The organism is Priestia sp. J2, assembly GCF_020790095.1.
Lineage (GTDB): Bacteria > Bacillota > Bacilli > Bacillales > Bacillaceae_H > Priestia > Priestia zanthoxyli.
The window spans coordinates 95001-114450 of the sequence record NZ_CP086208.1 but is presented as its reverse complement, the minus strand read 5'-3'; the positions used below and the strand labels follow the sequence as shown (position 1 = coordinate 114450).

The following is a 19450-nucleotide window of genomic DNA, read 5'->3' as shown; positions in this document are numbered from 1 at the left end:
TTGTGATTGTGTTATATATAACAGACTAGATTATGCACCTTGTTCTTCTTTTTGATCTGCCACAGCTTTTGTAGCAAGAGCAAGGTTGCGAATTGGAGCTTGAAGCACGCTAAGCAACATAGAAAGTAAGCCTTCGCGAGATGGTAGTTCTGCAAGTGCTTTAATTTCTTCAACAGATGCAACATTACCTTCAATTACACCAGCTTTGATTTCTAACGCTTCGTGTTCTTTAGCGAAGTTGTTTAAAATTTTAGCTGGAGCAACAACATCTTCTCCACCAAATGCGATTGCATTTGGACCTACTAACGCATCATTAAGATCTGTTAGTTCAAGTTTTTCTACAGCACGGCGAGTTAAAGTGTTTTTGTAAACTTTGAACTCAATGCCTGCTTCACGTAATTGCTTACGAAGTTCAGTAACTTCAGCAACATTCAAACCACGGTAGTCAACGACAACTATTGAGTTACTCGCTTGAAGTTTTTCAGCAATTTCGTCTACGACTTGTTTCTTTTGTTCAATTACGTTGCTCATCTTTACACCTCCTGTAGATTTCCTTCCGTACACTCAGACAAGGTGCAATAAAAAACCTCCATGACAATAAAGACATGGAGGTGTAGTAAGCGAACCATAACGTTTCACTAATTTATCTCACACACCTCGGTAGGAAATTAAGCTTTGCAGCACCTACTGTCTACGGTACAAATGTTATTCTTTTTAACAACATTATCTATTATAATCAGGGACTTTCAAAAAGTCAACACCGATTTATTTCCAAATTTATTAAGCAGAGAATGAAGCAGTATCAACTTTGATACCAGGGCCCATTGTTGAAGTAACAGCTACGTTCTTCATGTATGTGCCTTTTGCTGCTGCCGGCTTAGCTTTTACCATAGTTTCGAAGATTGTAGTGAAGTTTTCAACTAACTTGCTCTCTTCGAAAGATACTTTACCGATTGGTACGTGGATGTTACCAGCTTTATCAACACGGTATTCTACTTTACCAGCTTTGATTTCGTTAACTGCTTTTTGAACATCAAATGTTACTGTACCAGTTTTAGGGTTTGGCATTAAACCTTTAGGTCCTAATACACGACCAAGTTTACCAACTTCACCCATCATGTCTGGAGTAGCTACGATTACATCGAACTCGAACCAACCTTGTTGGATTTTGTTGATGTAGTCAGCATCGCCAACGTAGTCAGCGCCTGCAGCTTCAGCTTCTTTAGCTTTTTCGCCTTTAGCGAATACTAATACACGTTGAGTTTTACCTGTACCGTTTGGTAGTACTACTGCACCACGAATTTGTTGGTCAGCTTTCTTAGGGTCAACTCCTAAACGGAATGCTACTTCTACAGTTGCATCAAATTTAGTTGTGTTTGTTTTCTTTACTAATTCAATCGCTTCTTGTACTGAATAAGTCTGTGTACGATCTACAAGCTTAGCAGCTTCAACGTACTTTTTACCTTTTTTAGCCATTTTTGTTTCCTCCTTATGTGGTTTTAACGGAATAACCTCCCACTAATAAAGGTTGCGAGCATAGGAAAACTTCCATTTCTCGCAACCTTCTAACACCCAATCAAATGGAATTAGTCTTCAACTACGATTCCCATACTGCGCGCTGTACCTTCTACCATGCGCATTGCAGATTCAACGCTAGCAGCGTTTAAGTCAGGCATTTTAGTTTCAGCAATCTCACGCACTTTGTCACGCTTGACTGTTGCAACTTTATTACGGTTTGGTTCACCAGAACCAGACTCAATACCAGCCGCTTTCTTAAGTAGTACAGCAGCAGGTGGAGTTTTCGTAATAAATGTAAATGAACGGTCTTCAAATACCGTGATTTCAACAGGAATGATAAGACCAGCTTGATCAGCTGTGCGAGCGTTAAACTCCTTACAGAAACCCATGATGTTAACACCGGCTTGACCTAATGCAGGACCAACTGGTGGCGCTGGATTTGCTTTACCTGCAGGAATTTGTAACTTAACAAGTTTAATTACTTTTTTAGCCACGAGACACACCTCCTTAAGTCCGTGATGTGGTAATAGGGCGATGCCCTCCCACTCAATGTTCTTTATATATAAAATAAAGAAATAGTTGTTTTAGTCTCTAGTTTTGAGACATACTGACTTATGAAATATTAACATTAAACTTCATGAATTGCAAGGTCTTACAGATTATATTTTTTCAATTTGTGTAAAGTCTAGCTCTACTGGCGTTTGTCTTCCGAACATATCGACATGAACCTTAACTTTACGTTTATCTGTATCGATTTCTTCAATGGTACCTTCGAAGTTTGCAAACGGACCTTCTTGAACCAATACTGTTTCTTTTAGTTCAAAGTCAAAGTCAGCATGCTGCTCGTCCATGCCCATTTGTTTTAAGATCATTTCTACTTCTTCTGGTAGAAGAGCAGTTGGCTTTGATCCAGAACCTGCTGAACCTACAAAGCCCGTAACTCCAGGTGTATTACGAACTACATACCATGAATCATCTGTCATGATGATTTCAACTAACACGTACCCTGGGAATACTTTTTTCTTTGTAATCTTTTCTTTGTTGTTCTTAATTTCTCTTTCTTCTTCTTCAGGAACAACAACGCGGAAAATTTTATCTTGCATACCCATTGTTTCTACGCGCTTTTCTAAATTTGTTTTTACTTTATTTTCATATCCAGAATAAGTATGGACTACATACCAATTTTTCTCCATTTCTGAGGACTATACGTCCTTCCCTCCCAGCTCACTATAAAATAAGATGTCCTAATCTATTGCACAGACAACGCACTAGGAAAATAGTTGACTCCTAGCACAATCATTCTTAAAGCAAATTAAAAAACCCGTCTCCGGGCTTTTCTGAAAAAAACATAATTTAGCTTTATTATACCATGATTTAAGTCAATTTATTCAAGGGATTAAACGAATAAGTGACGAAATTCCGTAATCAACTACTACAAAAAAGAGTGTCATAAATACAACTGTAGAAATAACAGTAATTGTATAACGAGTTAGCTCATTTTTTTTAGGCCAACTTACCTTCTTCATCTCACGCCCAACATCACGCAAGAAATTTCCTACACGGTTCATGTTTGTAACCTCCAATAAATTAAAAGGGGTATTAGTCTGTGCAGATTATTGATCTACTTTGTTTCACGATGAATCGTATGTGCGTTACACGTTTTGCAAAACTTCTTCATTTCTAAACGCTCTTCGTTTTGCTGTGTGTTTTTCATAGTCGTATAGTTACGACTAGCACATTGCACACACGCAAGTACAACTTTTTTACGCATAATGTCAACCACCTATAGAGTGATAATGTCTATAAAAAAGTATCACAGACTTTCTTAGCATGTCAATATGAGGATAGAAGGCTACATTGTGATTTCACGAATCTCGAGGTAGCGCTCTAATTTCCTCTTCACACGCTGAAGTGCATTATCGATGGATTTGACGTGGCGGTTTAACTCTTCTGAAATCTCTTGATAAGATTGACCATCTAAATAAAGAACGAGAACTTTTCGCTCAAGATCACTTAACAGTTCAGCCATCTTTAATTCAATATCATCAAACTTCTCTCGATTAATGAGCAGCTCTTCTGGATTTGCTACTTTTGTCCCCGAAATAACATCCATTAAGGTTCGGTCGGACTCTTCATCATATATTGGCTTGTCCAATGATACATAAGAGTTTAATGGAATATGTTTTTGCCTTGTTGCGGTTTTAATAGCGGTAATAATTTGCCTGGTAATGCAAAGTTCAGCAAAAGCTTTAAACGAAGTTAGCTTATCTTCTCTAAAATCTCTAATTGCCTTGTATAACCCTATCATACCTTCTTGTACAATATCTTCACGGTCTGCCCCAATTAAAAAATACGACCGCGCCTTTGCTCGCACAAAGTTTTTGTATTTATGAATCAAATACTCTAATGCGTCAATATCGCCTTTATGCACAAGATCGACAACTGTTTCATCCTCTTGTTGTTCGAAATGAGCATGCAGTTTTCTCCCATAAGTATCGCCCATATCGATCCCCCCGACCGCACAGTAGATAGAAATATTATACAGTAGCTAATTCCGTACCGTCAATAACCTCACCGCTGTCCCCGGCGCCATTTTTCGAAAATTTCGGCTACTTGATTGGAAAGTTGAATGCGTGCCGCTGGCTTTTGATTTTGAATAGACTTCACATCAAGATTAATATGTTTCTCAATTTGCTCAATTTCGTTGTATAATTCTCGAGCAGAAATTCTAAGCGCACCTTGTCCAAAGATTGCCCACTGCTCCGTAAAATCAGATGTAGCAACATGAATCTGTGTCTTTACATTGTTTAGCTCTTGAGCTAGCTTTTCAATGTACTCATCCGCTGTTTCATTTTCTCGTGTAAATACAACGTCAACCTTATGATTTTTTGCCTTCTTTTCAATTCCTTCGACCATATGAGCATCGAAGACAATAATGACACGATACCCCATATATGCTTGATACTCTGCCATCTTTTCAATTAACAGGTCTCGAGCACCCGCTAAATCATTATCTCTAAGCTTTCTTAGGTCGGGCCACGCACCTATCATGTTATAACCATCCACCAGTAGAATATCCATTTTTATTCACCTAGAGGATGGCGTTTTCGGTAAACCTCATACATGAGAAGACTAGCTGCTACAGATGCATTTAACGATGTAACATGCCCAACCATTGGAAGCTGTACAAGAAAGTCGCATTTTTCACGAATCAAACGACTCATGCCTTTTCCTTCACTTCCAATCACTAACGTAAGCGGCATACCTCCATCTAAGTTGCGGTAATCGTCACTTTCTTTCGCATCCGTTCCAACAATCCATACGCCTCGATCTTTTAATTCATCAATCGTCCTTGATAGGTTTGTTACCCTTGCTACAGGAATATGTTCAATCGCTCCTGTAGACGCCTTTGCTACAGTGGCCGTTAATCCAACTGAACGGCGCTTTGGAATAATGATACCGTGTGCGCCAACGGCATCAGCTGTTCGCATAATAGAACCTAAATTATGGGGATCTTCGAGCTCATCTAATAGAAGGAAAAACGGACTTTCATTACGTTTTTCCGCTAAGTTAAATAAATCATCTAACTCTGCATACTGATAAGCAGCAACTTGTGCAGCTACTCCTTGATGAATACCGTCTACCATTTGCTCAATTTTCTTTTTCGGTACAAACTGCACCAATACACCATTACGTTTTGCTAACTGCGTGATTTGCCCCATAGAACCGCCTTGCGATCCTTCGGCAATCCATAGTTTGTTAATGTCACGCCCAGACTTTAGGGCTTCTAGGACCGGATTACGTCCAATGATAAATTCATGTTCCATGATTCATTCCTCCCTCTCCTTCATCGACGAAAGAGATAGCTTTAGTAATAAGTTCCATCATTCTTTCTTCTTCACCTAAAAGATACAAATAGCCTACGACCGCTTCAAATGCTGTACTGTAGCGATACGTTTGCACATCTGTGTTTTTAGGGACTGTACCAGACTTTGCATTGCGTCCTCGGCGCAGTACACCTTCTTCTTCTTCAGTAAAAAAGTTTTCATTTTTAAAATAATATACGATTTGTGCTTGTGCTTTTGCTGATACGTATTTTTTAGCTTTATTATGAAGCTGGTTAGGGCGCACTGTCCCTAACACCAGCAGGTGGCGGCGAACATGTAAATCAAACACCGCATCACCCATATAAGCAAGAGCTAAGCTATTTAGCTGTTTTACATCTAATTTACTGCTGCTCATAACACTATTATCCTCTTTTCCATCTTGTTCCTTGCGCCGTATCTTCTAAAATAATATTTTTAGCCTTCAATTCATCTCGAATTTGATCTGCTAATTGGAAATTACGATCTTTACGAGCTTGAATACGATCTTGGATCAATTGATCAATTTCTTCGTCTAAAAGTTCAGCTTCTCCAAATGCAATGCCTATTGCAGCACCTAGTTCTTTAAACTCTTTAATAAAGGCTTCAATTACATCTGTAGACGTTGTTTGTTCTAATAAATACAAGTTAGCTTGCTTTGCTAGCTCGAACAGAACAGAAATGGCATTTGCCGTATTAAAATCATCATCCATCTCTTCAACAAAGGTTTCGCGGAGCTCTTTTAGCTTTTCGAACCATTCTGAAGCATCTTCTTGAAGATTTGTTGCTGCCTCTAGACGGTGAGTTAAGTTGCCGTAAGCTGTTTGCAGACGTTCAAACCCTTTGCGCGTATTCTCTAAAATTTCCTCGTTATAGTTAATTGGGTGACGATAGTGAACAGATAAAATAAAGAATCGAAGTAGAGAAGGATCATGCTTTTTAATAATGTCATGAACTAACACGAAATTCCCTAGTGATTTAGACATCTTTTCATTATCAATATTGATATATCCGTTATGAAGCCAGTATTTCGCAAACGATTTCCCAGTGAGCGCTTCTGATTGAGCAATTTCATTTTCGTGATGAGGGAAAGCTAAATCCTGACCTCCCGCGTGGATATCAATTGTATCACCTAAATACTTGCGTGCCATCGCCGAGCATTCAATATGCCAGCCTGGTCTTCCTTGACCCCAAGGACTATCCCATGCAATCTCTCCATCTTTGGTTGCTTTCCAAAGAGTAAAGTCTAATGGATCTTCTTTCTTTTCTCCAACTTCGATACGAGCACCGGATTGCAATTCATCAATAGACTGATGTGATAATTTTCCGTATCCTTCAAACTTACGTGTACGATAGTATACGTCGCCCTCTGACTCATATGCATAACCTTTTTTCACCAGTTCGTCAATGAACTCAATAATGATATCCATATTTTCAGTTACGCGTGGATGCACATCGGCATGCTTGCATCCAAGAGCTGAAGTATCTTCAAAGTAGGCATCGATAAAGCGGTTTGCGATCGTTGGAACATCTTCTCCTAACTCTTTTGCTGCCTTAATTAATTTATCATCCACATCTGTGAAGTTTGAGACATACTCCACGTCATAGCCTCTAAATTCTAAATAGCGGCGCACCGTATCAAATACGATCGCAGGACGCGCATTTCCAATATGAATATAGTTATACACCGTCGGTCCGCACACGTACATTTTGACTTTGTTTTCTTCTAGCGGTACAAACGTCTCTTTTTGACGTGTTAACGTGTTATATAGCTTAATTGCCATGGTGAATCTTCCCTTCTTTTAATTCCTTTAATTGATTTTGCAGGTGTAAAATTTCTTTCTCTAGCTGTTTGAAACGCTCTGCATCTGGATCTGGCAAATCTTGATGATTCAAATCTTTTGGAATCCGGACGCCATTTTGAATGACGACTCGGCCAGGGATACCGACAACCGTTGAGTTTTCTGGGACGTCATTTAACACAACTGAACCTGCTCCAATTTTGGAGTGCGCATGAATCGTAATCGACCCTAGCACTTTAGCACCTGTTGCAATTAAGACATTGTCTTCAATCGTCGGGTGACGCTTTCCTTTTTCTTTCCCTGTTCCTCCGAGTGTTACTCCTTGATATACTGTTACATTATCTCCAATTTCGCACGTTTCCCCAATAACAATTCCCATTCCGTGGTCAATAAAAAAGCGGCGGCCAATTTTCGCACCCGGATGAATTTCAATCCCTGTGAAGAATCGGCTAATTTGTGAGATTACACGTGCCAGAAAAAACCACTTTCTTTTAAAAAGCCCGTGAGCGAATCTATGTGCCCAAATAGCATGCAACCCTGAATAGGTTAATATCACTTCAATATAACTTCTTGCTGCAGGATCTTGTTCAAATATGGCCTCAATGTCTTCCTTTAACAACTTTAGCATCATCTCACCCCAATTCCGCTATTCCTTTATCTACTCATTGATTGTATAAAAAAACGCCCCTATGTCAAATGACACAGAGACGTATATACGCGGTTCCACTCTGTTTGGATCAACAAACAATCCCAACTCTTCTCTCATAACGTGAAAGTAACCGCTTTTGCCTACTTACTTAGTAGCATTCAACAAAAGACTCAAAGGCGCACTTCAACAAGTTTTGTCATAGGTTACTTTCAGCCGGTGATAACCCTCTCTGATATGCAATGAACTTGCCTACTCTTCCTTCTCAACGATATCCATATTTGATTATTTTATCATATGGGCAAAATAGAAATTTGTTAACTATAAATGCTTTCTAGACGAGCTAAAACTGTTTCTTTCCCTAAAAGAGAAATAGCTTTTGGAAGCTCGGGACCGTGTGTTTCGCCTGTTGTTGCTACACGAATTGGCATAAATAGTTTTTTACCTTTTTGACCTGTTGCTTTTTGTACAGCCTTTGTTGCTGCCTTAATTTCATCAGCGCTGAATTCTTCTAAGGAAGAAATCTCTTCAGCAAATGCTTTTAACACTTCCGGTACTTGTTCTTCAGCAAGTACTGCTTTTGCTTCTTCACTGTAATCAATTTCTTTCTTAAAGAACATTTCAGTAAGTTCAACAATCTCAGCGCCAAAGCTCATTTGTTCTTGGTATAGAGCGACTAAGTCACGTACCCATTGTTCTGTTTCTGCATCGCGCGTTTCTTCAACTTTTCCAGCTTTCACTAAGTGAGGAACTGATAAAGCTACTACCTCGTCTAAATCCAATTGTTTCATGTATTGGTTGTTCATCCAACGTAATTTGCTTGTATCAAATAGTGCTGGAGATTTTGATAAACGAGCTGGGTCAAAAATTTCAATAAACTGTTCTTTAGAGAAAATTTCTTCTTCTCCCACAGGTGACCAGCCAAGCATTGTAATAAAATTAAATAGTGCTTCTGGCAAGTAGCCTAATTCTTTATATTGCTCGATAAACTGAATGATTGACTCATCACGTTTACTTAGCTTGCGACGATTTTCATTTACGATTAACGTCATATGACCAAATACAGGAGGCGTCCAGCCTAAAGCTTCATACACAAGAATTTGCTTCGGTGTATTGGAAATATGGTCATCTCCGCGTAGAACATGTGTCATCTTCATTAGATAATCATCAATGGCTACAGCGTAGTTATATGTTGGTGTACCGTCTTTTTTCACAATAACGAAATCACCAATGCCTTCAGACTCAAACGATACTTCATCTTTGACAATATCATTCCACTTAATTTCTGTGTTACTAGGAACACGGAAGCGAATGCTCGGCTCACGGCCTTCTGCTTCTAGTTCAGCACGCTGTTCAGCTGTTAAGTTACGGCACTTACCTGAATAGCGCGGCATTTGACTGTTCGCCTGCTGTTCTTCACGCTCTTTTTCAAGCTCTTCTGACGTACAGTAACAGTGATAAGCTAATCCTTTTTCAAGAAGTTCTTCCGTATATTTTTGATAGATTTCCGTACGTTCAGACTGGCGGTAAGGACCGTACTCCCCGCCTACGTCGATACTTTCATCCCATTCAATACCTAACCATTTTAAATAGCGCAGCTGACTTTCTTCGCCGCCTTCGATATTACGCTTTTGATCTGTATCTTCAATACGGATAATAAATTTACCGTTTTGATTTCGTGCAAATAAATAATTAAATAGTGCTGTTCTTGCATTCCCTATATGAAGATGTCCAGTTGGACTCGGGGCATAACGAACTCTTACTTCGCTTGACATAACTAAGATGACCTCCAATTTAATATTACTTATAGTATGTATTTATATGTTTTAGACATGTTCTAATTTTATCACCAAATAGGTATCTGTCAAAGTCAACTGTTTTTATTTTTGATAAACTAAAACGGCTGCTTGGGCAGCGATTCCTTCTTCACGTCCCGTAAAACCTAACTTTTCTGTTGTTGTTGCCTTGACGTTAATTTGAGAAATGCTTGCTTCTAACAGCTGCGCAATACGCTCTCTCATTGGTTCAATGTAAGGAGCCATTTTAGGTTTTTGCGCGATAATCGTGCAATCTACATTGCTTAATTCATAACCTTCATCTTTTAGTAGTTTCCATACGTGTTGAAGAAGCTTTGCTGAATCAGCATCTTTAAATTCAGGGTCTGTATCCGGAAAATGCTTTCCGATATCTCCTTTAGCCGCCGCTCCTAATAAGGCATCTGCGATTGTATGTAACAGCACATCTGCATCTGAGTGGCCTAATAATCCTTTTTCATACGGAATTTCTAAACCGCCGATGATTAAAGGTCTTCCTTCTGCAAATTCATGTACGTCGAAACCTTGTCCTACTCGAATGTTCATTTTTCCACTCCTTCAGTCCTGTTTAGCTTTGTTAATATAGCTTCTGCATATAACAAATCTTCTGGTGTTGTTAGTTTTATATTATCGTAATTTCCCTCTACAATCGATACTTTTTGTCCCGCTTTTTCTACTAAGCTTGCATCATCGGTGCCTAAGTATTCATTTGTTTTTGCTTTTTCGTGTGCATCCATTACTACATCAAAAAGAAAAGCCTGCGGCGTTTGAATAGCCCACAAGCTAGAGCGCTCAACTGTTTCAATGACAGTCCCCTGTTCCACACGCTTAATTGTGTCTTTTACTGGAACAGCCAGTACAGCAGCCTTATCACTAGCAGCTTTTTCTACTAACTCATGGATTGTGTTTTGTTGAACAAATGGTCGAGCGCCATCATGAATTAATACCATTTGAGCCTGCTTTAGACTTTTAAGGCCGTTATAAACGCTATGTTGACGTTCATCGCCTCCAACTGTCAATGATTGAACCTTTTGAATTGGATATTCAGTTAATAACTCTTCAAAAATCGCCACTTCTTTTTCGTTTACAACTAGTACAATTCCACTGCACCAAGGATCTTGTTCGAATTTTTGCAGCGTATGAATGATAAGCGGAACGTTTTGAATAGTTAAAAATTGTTTGTTCCGCCCCGCTTTCATTCGCTTCCCCTGCCCTGCAGCTAAAACGATAATTTCATACTTCATAGGTATACTCCCTTTACCTGTTACGTCACAGTGCTTTTTCTAATAACTTGGGTTTCGCAAAAATCATACGGCCTGCTGAGGTTTGGAGTACGCTCGTCACCAGTACATCAATTTGCTTTCCAATGTAATTTCTTCCTTCTTCTACCACGATCATTGTACCGTCATCAAGATAGGCAATACCTTGATTATGCTCTTTACCATCTTTTATAACCAACACATTCATTTCTTCTCCCGGAAGCACAATTGGCTTAACGGCATTTGCTAAGTCATTAATATTTAAGACGCCGACATTTTGAAGTTCACATACTTTATTTAAATTAAAGTCGTTTGTAACGACCAACCCAGAAGTCAGCTTTGCCAATTTGACCAGCTTACTGTCCACTTCTTGAATGTCTTCGAAATCGCCTTCATAAATTTCTACCTTCATTGCCAGTTCCTTTTGAATACGGTTTAGAATATCTAGACCTCGTCTACCTCTGTTTCGTTTTAGAACATCCGACGAATCAGCAATATGCTGAAGTTCCTCAAGCACAAAGCGCGGAATAACAATCGTTCCGTCTAAAAATCCTGTTTGACAAATATCTGCGATACGACCGTCAATAATAACGCTTGTATCTAAAATTTTAAGAGACTTTAGTGATTCTTCATTATCTGCTTCTTCTTCTTGCCCTTTTTTCTTCCCAATTCGAGATGGCATGGAAAACACGTTCACAAGCTCATCACGTTTTTTAAACCCGACTTGAAACCCTAAGTAACCTAAAAGAATACTTAGAAAGATTGGTAAAATGGTACTTACTACTTGAAGTTGAATTCTGCCTAAAAAAGCTCCGACCAAGTAGGCTACAATAAGCCCTAAAATCAATCCTAAGCTACCAAAAAGTACATCCGTTACAGGCGCCTTCAGCAACGCCTCTTCCACTCGGCGAATTAATTCAACTATATAATCAACAATCCAAAACGTGACAAGGAAAAACAAAATAGCTCCCAGTATTGCATCGACGTAAGGTTTTTCTAGAAATGCTACATCTTGCAGATTTAATAATTGAATAAGTTCAGGTATAAAAAAGACGCCCAATGTACCACCTGTAATAATAAAAAATAACTGTACAAAACGTTTTAACACGCCTTCACCTCCCTTTATCATTATAAACAGTTTACAATGATTGAAACCTGTTATTTAACCAAAAAACAGAATTTGTAAACAAACTGTCACTTTTTTTGTATTTTCACAATATCTTAATGAATCAAACATTTAATGTCAATTAATATCCTATAGCTGACGGTTTGTAAGATGCTGCTCTTTTAGTCTTTTTAGGCCTTCTCTAATTTTCCGTGCTCGAATTTCACCGATGCCTTCTACCTCATCCAATTCTTCTACCGACGCATCTGCTATCGTTTTTAAATCCCCTAATTCATCAATGAGATTTTCAATAATAATCGATGGAAGTCTTGGAATTTTATGAAGCATTCGATACCCTCTAGGAATAACGCTGTCTTCAAAGCTTGTATACATAGGATATCCCATTAAGCGAAGGAGCGTTTGGTCATCGAGAAGAACATTATTTGACGGCTGCTGCATGCGTTCAATCACTCGGTAAGGGTCAAAGCTGAGGTCATACATATAATCTTTGATTAATAAAGTTGCTTCTTCCTCTAAGTGAGAAAGCAGTTCATTCATTTGGAGACGAATTAGCCTTCCTTCTGTTCCTAACTCGCTAATATAGCTCAAAATTTCATTTTTAATACGCAAAACCATTTCTGTACGATGAAGCGACTGCAGCACATCTGTATGAGTTACTTGCTCTTCAAACTCTAATGCACTGAGACTTGTAATCGATTCATCTAATACCGCCTTGTACTTTTCAAGGGTTCCAAGCGCTTGATTCGCTTTTGCTAAAATAACGCTAATGTCTTTCAATACATACTGCAGAGACCCTTTGTAAAGCGTAATCACATTCCGTCTTTGTGAAATGGCTATCACCAATACACCTGACTGCTTAGCTACGCGCTCCGCTGTACGGTGACGCATTCCTGTCTGTGAAGAAGGGGTAGAGGGATCTGGCATGAGCTGAGCATTAGCAAACAATATCTTGCTTCCGCTGTCGTTTAAAATAAGCGCTCCATCCATTTTTGCTAACTCGTATAAATGCGCAGGTGTAAATGCACAATTAATCGAAAATCCTCCATCTACCATCTTTTTGACTTGTTCATTGTAGCCCATAACAATTAAGCCGCCCGTCTTTGCCCGCAAGACGTTATCGATACCGTCACGAATAGGGGTTCCTGGTGCTACAAACTGCAGAATTTCTGATATTTGTTTTTGACTAACTGTTGTTTTTTCTCCTTCCACTGCTTATCCTCCTAATGTATATTGCAGAGCCTCCGCTACTGTTGATACCCCAATCACATCAATACCATCTGGGACTTTCCATCCTCCTAAATTTTTCTCCGGAATAATAATTCGTTGGAACCCTAATTTTACCGCTTCTTGAACGCGCTGTTCAATTCTAGACACTCGGCGTACTTCGCCTGTTAATCCTACCTCTCCTACAATAACATCTGTAGCGCTAGAAGCAGCATCTCTGAAGCTTGAAGCAATGCTAACGGCTACAGCTAAATCGATTGCTGGTTCATCTAATTTCACTCCACCTGCTACTTTTAAATAAGCATCTTGATTCTGCAGCAGCATTCCTACACGCTTTTCTAAGACAGCCATGATAAGCGAAACGCGATTATGATCTACTCCTGTCGCCATTCTTCTAGGGTTTCCAAAGCTCGTTGGACTGATTAGCGCCTGCAGCTCTACTAATACGGGTCTTGTCCCTTCCATTGAAGCGACAACAACCGAACCTGCTGCTCCCTGAGACCGTTCTTCTAGAAAGATTTCAGATGGATTCAATACTTCTTCTAGCCCACTTTCTTTCATTTCAAAAATGCCCATTTCATTTGTAGATCCAAATCGGTTCTTAACCGCTCTTAATATACGATACGTATGATGGCGCTCTCCTTCAAAATAAAGAACCGTATCTACCATATGCTCAAGAAGTCTTGGACCCGCAATGGCCCCTTCTTTCGTTACATGACCCACAATAAAGATGGCAATGCCATTCGTTTTAGCAACACGCATTAGTTCAGCCGTACACTCTCGCACCTGTGAGACGCTTCCTGGCGCTGATGTCACATCAGCATGGTAAATGGTTTGAATTGAATCAATCACCACAAAATCAGGCTGCATGCTTGAGATGGCCTCTAGTATTAATTCTAAGTTTGTTTCTGCGTGAACATAAAGCTCTTCAGCTTTTACACCTAGCCTGTCCGCTCTTAACTTCGTTTGTTTGGTTGATTCCTCTCCCGAAATATATAGTACTTTATTTTGTTTCATTGCTAACTGCGCGGAGGTTTGCAAAAGTAAAGTAGACTTTCCGATACCCGGATCTCCCCCTATTAAAACGAGTGACCCTCTGACAATACCGCCTCCTAATACACGGTTTAACTCTGCAGAAGGTGTAAAAATCCGTGGTTCTGTTGTAGATTCAATCGCTGTAATTGACTGAGGTTTTTGAACTTTAGAAGCAGTAGCTCCGGAAAAAGCTCCTCGGCGTGATGATTTCGTTTCTTCCATTTCTTCCACCATCGAATTCCAGCTTCCGCATCCAGGACATTTCCCCATCCATTTTGCGGATTCATATCCGCAATGCTGACATGCAAATTTTGTTTTTCGTTTCGCCATTATGTTATCAATCTCTCCGTTCATTCAATCGATTTCTACCTCTATTGTACACTATTTCCTAAGCTAAAATAAAAAGGGAGGCATACGTGTTTTTTCGTATGCCTCGTCTTGGTTTGAGTAAATTTAGCTGATGCTGCTTGGAGCGGAGGATTTAACAACAAATTCTCCTTTGTCTACATCTAGCGTCACTTTCTGACCTTTTTGAACAACCCCTTTTAGCAGCTCTTCAGATAAACGGTCTTCAATATGTTTTTGAATTGCTCTACGAAGTGGACGAGCGCCGTATTCTGGGTCAAAACCTTCCTCTGCAATCTTATCAATTGCTTCTTTTGTTAATTCAAGATCAATTTCTTGCTCTTTTAAGCGTTTTGTTAACTGGTCCGCCATTAATTTAACGATTTCAGCTAAGTGAGGTTTCTCCAATGAATGGAAGACGATAATTTCATCTATACGGTTTAGGAACTCCGGACGGAATGCGCGCTTCATTTCCGCCATTACTTTTCCTTTCATATCTTTGTAGTCTTGGCCTTCTGCTTCTACTGTGAACCCTAAGTGCTTGCTTCGTTTTAATGTGTCCGCACCTACGTTTGATGTCATAATTAAAATCGTATTACGGAAATCAACTGTACGGCCTTTTGAATCTGTTAAGCGTCCATCTTCTAACACTTGTAATAAAATGTTAAATACATCCGGATGTGCTTTTTCAATTTCGTCTAAAAGAACAACTGAGTAAGGTTTTCTTCTTACTTTTTCCGTTAACTGGCCGCCTTCTTCGTATCCAACATATCCTGGAGGTGAACCTACTAAGCGTGAAGTAGAATGTTTCTCCATGTACTCAGACATATCGATACGAATCATTGCGTCTTCGTCGCCAAAGATTGACTCCGCTAATGCGCGTGCAAGCTCTGTTTTACCAACCCCTGTTGGTCCTAAGAAAATGAATGAACCAATTGGGCGTTTTGGATCTTTCAAGCCTGCTCTAGCACGGCGCACAGCTTTTGCAACTGCTTTTACCGCTTCTTCTTGCCCAATTACACGAGAGTGAAGAATCTCTTCCATGTTTAGCAGTCTTTCTGTCTCTTCCTGTGCCAGTTTAGAGACCGGTACACCCGTCCAGCTAGATACCACCATCGCAATATCTTCTACGGTTACAGCTGAGTTTTCTTTACCTTGCTGCTCTTTCCAAATTTTCTTTGTGTCTTCTAATTCTTCGCGTAGGCGTTGTTCTGTGTCGCGTAAAGATGCTGCTTTTTCAAATTCTTGACTTTGAACAGACGCATCTTTTTCATTGCGTACTGATTCTAATTTTTGCTCTAATTCCTTTAAATTTGGCGGCGTTGTAAATGAACGTAAACGCACTTTTGAACCAGCTTCATCAATTAAATCGATTGCTTTATCCGGTAAGAAACGATCCGAAATGTAGCGATCTGATAGTTTCACCGCTTGCTCGATTGCCTCATCAGAAATAGATACTCGGTGATGCGCTTCATAACGGTCACGAAGCCCTTTTAAGATTTGAATAGACTCTTCCAACGTTGGTTCATCCACTTGAATTGGCTGGAAGCGACGCTCTAACGCTGCATCTTTTTCAATATATTTTCTGTATTCATCTAAAGTCGTAGCACCGATACACTGAAGTTCTCCACGAGCAAGAGACGGTTTTAAAATATTAGAAGCATCGATAGCACCTTCTGCACCACCAGCGCCAATTAATGTGTGTAACTCATCGATAAAGAGAATGATATTACCTGCTTGACGAATTTCATCCATTACTTTCTTCAGGCGATCTTCAAATTCTCCGCGATATTTTGTACCAGCCACGACCGTTCCCATATCCAAAGTCATAACGCGTTTGTCACGTAAAATTTCTGGAACTTCATTGTTGACGATTTGCTGAGCCAAACCTTCAGCGATTGCCGTTTTACCGACACCTGGCTCCCCAATTAATACAGGATTGTTTTTTGTACGTCGGCTTAACACTTCAATAACACGCTGAATTTCTTTCCCACGTCCGATAACAGGGTCTAAGCTTCCTTCGCGCGCTACAACTGTTAAATCGCGTGCTAAGCTGTCTAGCGTAGGTGTATTGGCATTTGAAGAACCTCCGCCTTGATGGCTTGAAGCAGCTTCATTGCTACCTAATAAATGAAGTACTTGCTGACGAGCTTTATTTAGGCTGACACCTAGATTATTTAAAACGCGTGCTGCAACGCCTTCACCTTCACGAATTAAGCCTAGTAAGATATGTTCTGTTCCTACGTAAGAATGACCAAGCTTTCGGGCTTCATCCATTGAAAGTTCAATGACTTTTTTCGCTCGAGGTGTATAATGAATGGTCTGCGTTAATTCTTGGCCTCTGCCAATTAATGCTTCCACTTCTTTTTGAATTTTTTCAGTGCTTAGGCCTAGAGCAGAAAGAGCTTTTGCTGCAATTCCTTCACCTTCACGAACGATACCTAATAAAATGTGCTCCGTTCCAATGTTGTTGTGACCTAGGCGTAGTGCTTCTTCCTGTGCTAAAGCTAATACTTTTTGTGCGCGCTCTGTAAATCTACCAAACATCATATAATCGTCACCCTCCACGTTTAATTTGTGTTTTTATTTATAGTGAGACGTTCTCGAATTAAGGTGGCTCTTTTAATGTCACGTTCCTGAGGCTTTAGGGGCCCTCCCGAATACTTTTGTAAAAAGCCTGGCTGCGTCATAATGATAAGTTCATTCAATATATTTTGACTCAGTCCTTTTATATACCCTAAATCGATTCCTAATCGAACATCTGATAAACATTGTGAAGCTTCTTTGGACTCAATAATACGGCTATTGGCCAATACTCCATATGAACGATACACTCGATCTTCTAACTCTACATGAGATGTTTTAAACAGTGCGTCTCTTGCAGAGTGCTCTTGTGTAATTAACTGCTGTACGACACTATTTAAATCTGCCACAATATCTTCTTCAGATTTCCCTAAGGTTATCTGATTAGAAATTTGAAAGATATTCCCTAAAGCTTCGCTACCTTCTCCATAAATTCCTCTCACCACTAAGCCAAGCTGGTTAATAGCGGGAATAATACGATGAATTTGACGGGTCATCACTAAAGCCGGCAGATGCATCATCACAGATGCACGTAGCCCAGTACCCACATTTGTGGGACAGCTGGTTAAATACCCTCTATTTTCATCAAACGCATAATCTACGTATTTCTCAATCCAATTATCTACTTTATTCGCTGTGCTTAAAGCTTCAGATAATTGAAGGCCTGGAAATAAACATTGTATGCGTAAATGATCTTCTTCATTAACCATAATACTCAAATCTTCTTTTTCTGATAAAAAACAAGCTCCGTTGTTGTCTCCTTCAGCCAAGTTAGGACTGATAAGATGTTTTTCAACCAACACTTGCTTTTGAAGAGGCTGTAATTCGTTCATCTTTAGTAAATGCAAATTCCACTGATTGGTGTTCTCGCTTTTTTGAAAAACTTGCTCAAATACTCGAACCACTTCAACTGCTTGTTCTTTAGAAAAGAGAGTTGGAAAAAGATAATGAGTTAAATTTCGAGCCAGCCTGATTCGACTGCTTAGCACAATATCTGAATTCGAAGCTTCTTGACGCATCCAAGAGCTAACAGGCTGGGAAAAGAACAAATCCTGGGACATGAATTACGCTTCCTCCTCTCTCGATTCGTTCATCTTCTTTTCTAGTAATCGAATGTGATCTCGGAGTTCGGCTGCTTTCTCAAACTCCTCTTTTTCGATATACTCTTTTAAGTTCAATCTTAATGCCTGTAATTCCTTTTTTAAATGAAGATTACTTGCAATTCTTGCTGGTATTTTTCCATGATGTAGATAATTACCTCCATGCAGCCTCTTCAAGAAAGGAATAAGAGGTCGCTCAAATGTTTTGTAGCAATCTGCACATCCAAACCTGCCGATTTTAGCAAATTTTTGATATGTCATGCCACAAGTAGGACAAGAAAGAACGTCCTGACTTTGTTTCTTATAATTTTCAGTTACTGCTGGGTCTAGGTTAAGTAGGCCAGCTAGTAAGTTATTGATTGAAAAACCTTGCTGATTTGAAAAAGAAAATGCATCTCCATTTTCTGAAGCGCATTGTTCACATACGTGCATCTCCGTCTTTTCACCATTAATAATTTTTGTGAAGTGAAGAGTTGCAGGTCTCGTTTCACATTGCTGACAAATCATCCTGTCATCACTCCCTGTTCTAAATAAAATAGATCATGAGCTTATCGGTAGCGTAATGAATTAAGCATTGCTTTTAAAAGATTGGCTCTTAGCTCATCACGATAAGGAAGTTCAATATTAATAACTGAACGATTGATAACGCTCAACATGATTTTTGCTTCTCGTTCTGTGATGACTTTTTCTTCAACTAACCTAATAATGACATTTTCAGCACTTACTTGTGAAATTTCATTTTGAATCATCTCAATCACTTGCTGAAACAAATCCGCTGCATCATGCATTTTTACTTTTGCAATACGAATAAATCCGCCGCCGCCTCGCTTACTTTCTACAAGGTAACCTCTCTCAACCGTAAAGCGGGTATTGATAACGTAATTAATTTGCGACGGAACGCATTGAAATTTATCAGCAATCTCACTGCGCCTTATTTCAACAATTTCTCTTTCACTTAATTCAAGTACTTGTTTTAAATACTGTTCGATAATGTCAGAGATATTTGGCACGCTGCCCCCTCCTTCTGACTTTGACTATATTTGACCTTAATTTAAATATAAAAGGAAACGAAAAAATTTTCAACTATGTACTATTAAAGTTTATTCTTTACTTTTATCGTTGCCACTAAAATTTA

General features: G+C 39.4%; 22 protein-coding genes and 2 other annotated features. All 22 genes read right to left on the bottom strand.

The genetic code is table 11. The features are described from left to right. Positions 1-30: 30 nt before the first annotated feature. The 22 genes from rplJ to LJY09_RS00515 all read right to left on the bottom strand — a co-directional run bounded on the left by rplJ (position 31) and on the right by LJY09_RS00515 (position 19325). Positions 31-531 carry a 50S ribosomal protein L10 gene (gene rplJ, locus LJY09_RS00620; protein ID WP_013054916.1) on the bottom strand — a complete coding sequence of 167 codons (501 nt, stop codon included), beginning with the start codon at positions 529-531 and terminating at the stop codon, positions 31-33. 40 nt (positions 532-571) lie between these two features. After that, positions 572-715: a sequence feature (ribosomal protein L10 leader region), on the bottom strand. 65 nt (positions 716-780) lie between these two features. After that, positions 781-1476: a 50S ribosomal protein L1 gene (gene rplA, locus LJY09_RS00615; RefSeq protein ID WP_013054915.1), complete on the bottom strand. Its 696-nt coding sequence runs from the start codon at positions 1474-1476 to the stop codon at positions 781-783. Positions 1477-1586: 110 nt separating this feature from the next. Continuing rightward, positions 1587-2012 (bottom strand): 50S ribosomal protein L11, encoded by a 426-nt coding sequence (rplK, locus tag LJY09_RS00610; protein WP_013054914.1) that lies wholly within the window; start codon positions 2010-2012, stop codon positions 1587-1589. 165 nt (positions 2013-2177) lie between these two features. Beyond that, entirely contained in the window at positions 2178-2711 is a 534-nt protein-coding gene (nusG, locus tag LJY09_RS00605) for a transcription termination/antitermination protein NusG (RefSeq protein WP_014462032.1), read from the bottom strand. A 195-nt stretch (positions 2712-2906) separates the two neighbouring features. Further along, entirely contained in the window at positions 2907-3086 is a 180-nt protein-coding gene (gene secE, locus LJY09_RS00600; protein WP_013054912.1) for a preprotein translocase subunit SecE, read from the bottom strand. A gap of 53 nt (positions 3087-3139) precedes the next feature. After that, a complete protein-coding gene (gene rpmG / locus LJY09_RS00595) occupies positions 3140-3289 on the bottom strand; it encodes a 50S ribosomal protein L33 (RefSeq protein WP_013081365.1) in 150 nt (49 codons plus the stop codon). Between the two features lie 81 nt (positions 3290-3370). After that, complete coding sequence (gene sigH / locus LJY09_RS00590) at positions 3371-4021, bottom strand: RNA polymerase sporulation sigma factor SigH (protein WP_028412660.1); 651 nt, start codon at positions 4019-4021, stop codon at positions 3371-3373. A gap of 68 nt (positions 4022-4089) precedes the next feature. Next, positions 4090-4599, bottom strand: coding sequence for an NYN domain-containing protein (locus tag LJY09_RS00585; protein ID WP_013081364.1), 510 nt, complete (start codon positions 4597-4599; stop codon positions 4090-4092). Between the two features lie 2 nt (positions 4600-4601). Further along, entirely contained in the window at positions 4602-5345 is a 744-nt protein-coding gene (gene rlmB, locus LJY09_RS00580) for a 23S rRNA (guanosine(2251)-2'-O)-methyltransferase RlmB (protein ID WP_014462034.1), read from the bottom strand. Beyond that, positions 5335-5760, bottom strand: a complete 426-nt coding sequence (locus LJY09_RS00575; RefSeq protein ID WP_013054907.1) for a Mini-ribonuclease 3 — start codon at positions 5758-5760, stop codon at positions 5335-5337. Before LJY09_RS00575 ends, rlmB begins: the two co-directional genes overlap by 11 nt. Before the next feature lie 7 nt (positions 5761-5767). Further along, complete coding sequence (gene cysS, locus LJY09_RS00570) at positions 5768-7165, bottom strand: cysteine--tRNA ligase (RefSeq protein WP_033580789.1); 1398 nt, start codon at positions 7163-7165, stop codon at positions 5768-5770. Then, positions 7155-7811, bottom strand: a complete 657-nt coding sequence (gene cysE, locus LJY09_RS00565) for a serine O-acetyltransferase (protein ID WP_025753192.1) — start codon at positions 7809-7811, stop codon at positions 7155-7157. Before cysE ends, cysS begins: the two co-directional genes overlap by 11 nt. Before the next feature lie 72 nt (positions 7812-7883). Further along, positions 7884-8107, bottom strand: a binding site (T-box leader). Between the two features lie 39 nt (positions 8108-8146). After that, positions 8147-9604, bottom strand: coding sequence for a glutamate--tRNA ligase (gene gltX, locus LJY09_RS00560; protein ID WP_028412658.1), 1458 nt, complete (start codon positions 9602-9604; stop codon positions 8147-8149). A gap of 105 nt (positions 9605-9709) precedes the next feature. Then, entirely contained in the window at positions 9710-10189 is a 480-nt protein-coding gene (ispF, locus tag LJY09_RS00555; RefSeq protein WP_013054903.1) for a 2-C-methyl-D-erythritol 2,4-cyclodiphosphate synthase, read from the bottom strand. Further along, positions 10186-10887 carry a 2-C-methyl-D-erythritol 4-phosphate cytidylyltransferase gene (ispD, locus tag LJY09_RS00550; protein WP_028412657.1) on the bottom strand — a complete coding sequence of 234 codons (702 nt, stop codon included), beginning with the start codon at positions 10885-10887 and terminating at the stop codon, positions 10186-10188. Before ispD ends, ispF begins: the two co-directional genes overlap by 4 nt. A gap of 25 nt (positions 10888-10912) precedes the next feature. After that, entirely contained in the window at positions 10913-12010 is a 1098-nt protein-coding gene (locus LJY09_RS00545; protein ID WP_014462040.1) for a PIN/TRAM domain-containing protein, read from the bottom strand. A 147-nt stretch (positions 12011-12157) separates the two neighbouring features. Further along, on the bottom strand, positions 12158-13237 hold the full coding sequence (gene disA / locus LJY09_RS00540; protein ID WP_013054900.1) for a DNA integrity scanning diadenylate cyclase DisA: 1080 nt from the start codon (positions 13235-13237) through the stop codon (positions 12158-12160). Positions 13238-13240: 3 nt separating this feature from the next. Next, complete coding sequence (gene radA / locus LJY09_RS00535; protein WP_013054899.1) at positions 13241-14617, bottom strand: DNA repair protein RadA; 1377 nt, start codon at positions 14615-14617, stop codon at positions 13241-13243. Positions 14618-14740: 123 nt separating this feature from the next. Then, the gene (clpC, locus tag LJY09_RS00530) at positions 14741-17182 is read right to left on the bottom strand and encodes an ATP-dependent protease ATP-binding subunit ClpC (RefSeq protein WP_014462041.1); all 2442 of its coding nucleotides are present in this window, start codon (positions 17180-17182) and stop codon (positions 14741-14743) included. 20 nt (positions 17183-17202) lie between these two features. Then, a complete protein-coding gene (locus LJY09_RS00525) occupies positions 17203-18276 on the bottom strand; it encodes a protein-arginine kinase McsB (RefSeq protein WP_013054897.1) in 1074 nt (357 codons plus the stop codon). 3 nt (positions 18277-18279) lie between these two features. Next, entirely contained in the window at positions 18280-18822 is a 543-nt protein-coding gene (locus tag LJY09_RS00520) for a protein-arginine kinase activator protein McsA (protein WP_028412656.1), read from the bottom strand. A 41-nt stretch (positions 18823-18863) separates the two neighbouring features. Next, on the bottom strand, positions 18864-19325 hold the full coding sequence (locus tag LJY09_RS00515; protein WP_013054895.1) for a CtsR family transcriptional regulator: 462 nt from the start codon (positions 19323-19325) through the stop codon (positions 18864-18866). Between the last annotated feature and the right edge of the window lie 125 nt (positions 19326-19450).

Bases quoted from the DNA above. Each gene is read 5' to 3' on its own strand.
- rplJ (WP_013054916.1), bottom strand. From the start codon at position 531: ATGAGCAACGTAATTGAACAAAAGAAACAAGTCGTAGACGAAATTGCT.
- rplA (WP_013054915.1), bottom strand. From the start codon at position 1,476: ATGGCTAAAAAAGGTAAAAAGTACGTTGAAGCTGCTAAGCTTGTAGAT.
- nusG (WP_014462032.1), bottom strand. From the start codon at position 2,711: ATGGAGAAAAATTGGTATGTAGTCCATACTTATTCTGGATATGAAAAT.
- secE (WP_013054912.1), bottom strand. From the start codon at position 3,086: ATGAACCGTGTAGGAAATTTCTTGCGTGATGTTGGGCGTGAGATGAAG.
- rpmG (WP_013081365.1), bottom strand. From the start codon at position 3,289: ATGCGTAAAAAAGTTGTACTTGCGTGTGTGCAATGTGCTAGTCGTAAC.
- sigH (WP_028412660.1), bottom strand. From the start codon at position 4,021: ATGGGCGATACTTATGGGAGAAAACTGCATGCTCATTTCGAACAACAA.
- LJY09_RS00585 (WP_013081364.1), bottom strand. From the start codon at position 4,599: ATGGATATTCTACTGGTGGATGGTTATAACATGATAGGTGCGTGGCCC.
- rlmB (WP_014462034.1), bottom strand. From the start codon at position 5,345: ATGGAACATGAATTTATCATTGGACGTAATCCGGTCCTAGAAGCCCTA.
- LJY09_RS00575 (WP_013054907.1), bottom strand. From the start codon at position 5,760: ATGAGCAGCAGTAAATTAGATGTAAAACAGCTAAATAGCTTAGCTCTT.
- cysS (WP_033580789.1), bottom strand. From the start codon at position 7,165: ATGGCAATTAAGCTATATAACACGTTAACACGTCAAAAAGAGACGTTT.
- cysE (WP_025753192.1), bottom strand. From the start codon at position 7,811: ATGCTAAAGTTGTTAAAGGAAGACATTGAGGCCATATTTGAACAAGAT.
- gltX (WP_028412658.1), bottom strand. From the start codon at position 9,604: ATGTCAAGCGAAGTAAGAGTTCGTTATGCCCCGAGTCCAACTGGACAT.
- ispF (WP_013054903.1), bottom strand. From the start codon at position 10,189: ATGAACATTCGAGTAGGACAAGGTTTCGACGTACATGAATTTGCAGAA.
- ispD (WP_028412657.1), bottom strand. From the start codon at position 10,887: ATGAAGTATGAAATTATCGTTTTAGCTGCAGGGCAGGGGAAGCGAATG.
- radA (WP_013054899.1), bottom strand. From the start codon at position 14,617: ATGGCGAAACGAAAAACAAAATTTGCATGTCAGCATTGCGGATATGAA.
- clpC (WP_014462041.1), bottom strand. From the start codon at position 17,182: ATGATGTTTGGTAGATTTACAGAGCGCGCACAAAAAGTATTAGCTTTA.
- LJY09_RS00525 (WP_013054897.1), bottom strand. From the start codon at position 18,276: ATGTCCCAGGATTTGTTCTTTTCCCAGCCTGTTAGCTCTTGGATGCGT.
- LJY09_RS00520 (WP_028412656.1), bottom strand. From the start codon at position 18,822: ATGATTTGTCAGCAATGTGAAACGAGACCTGCAACTCTTCACTTCACA.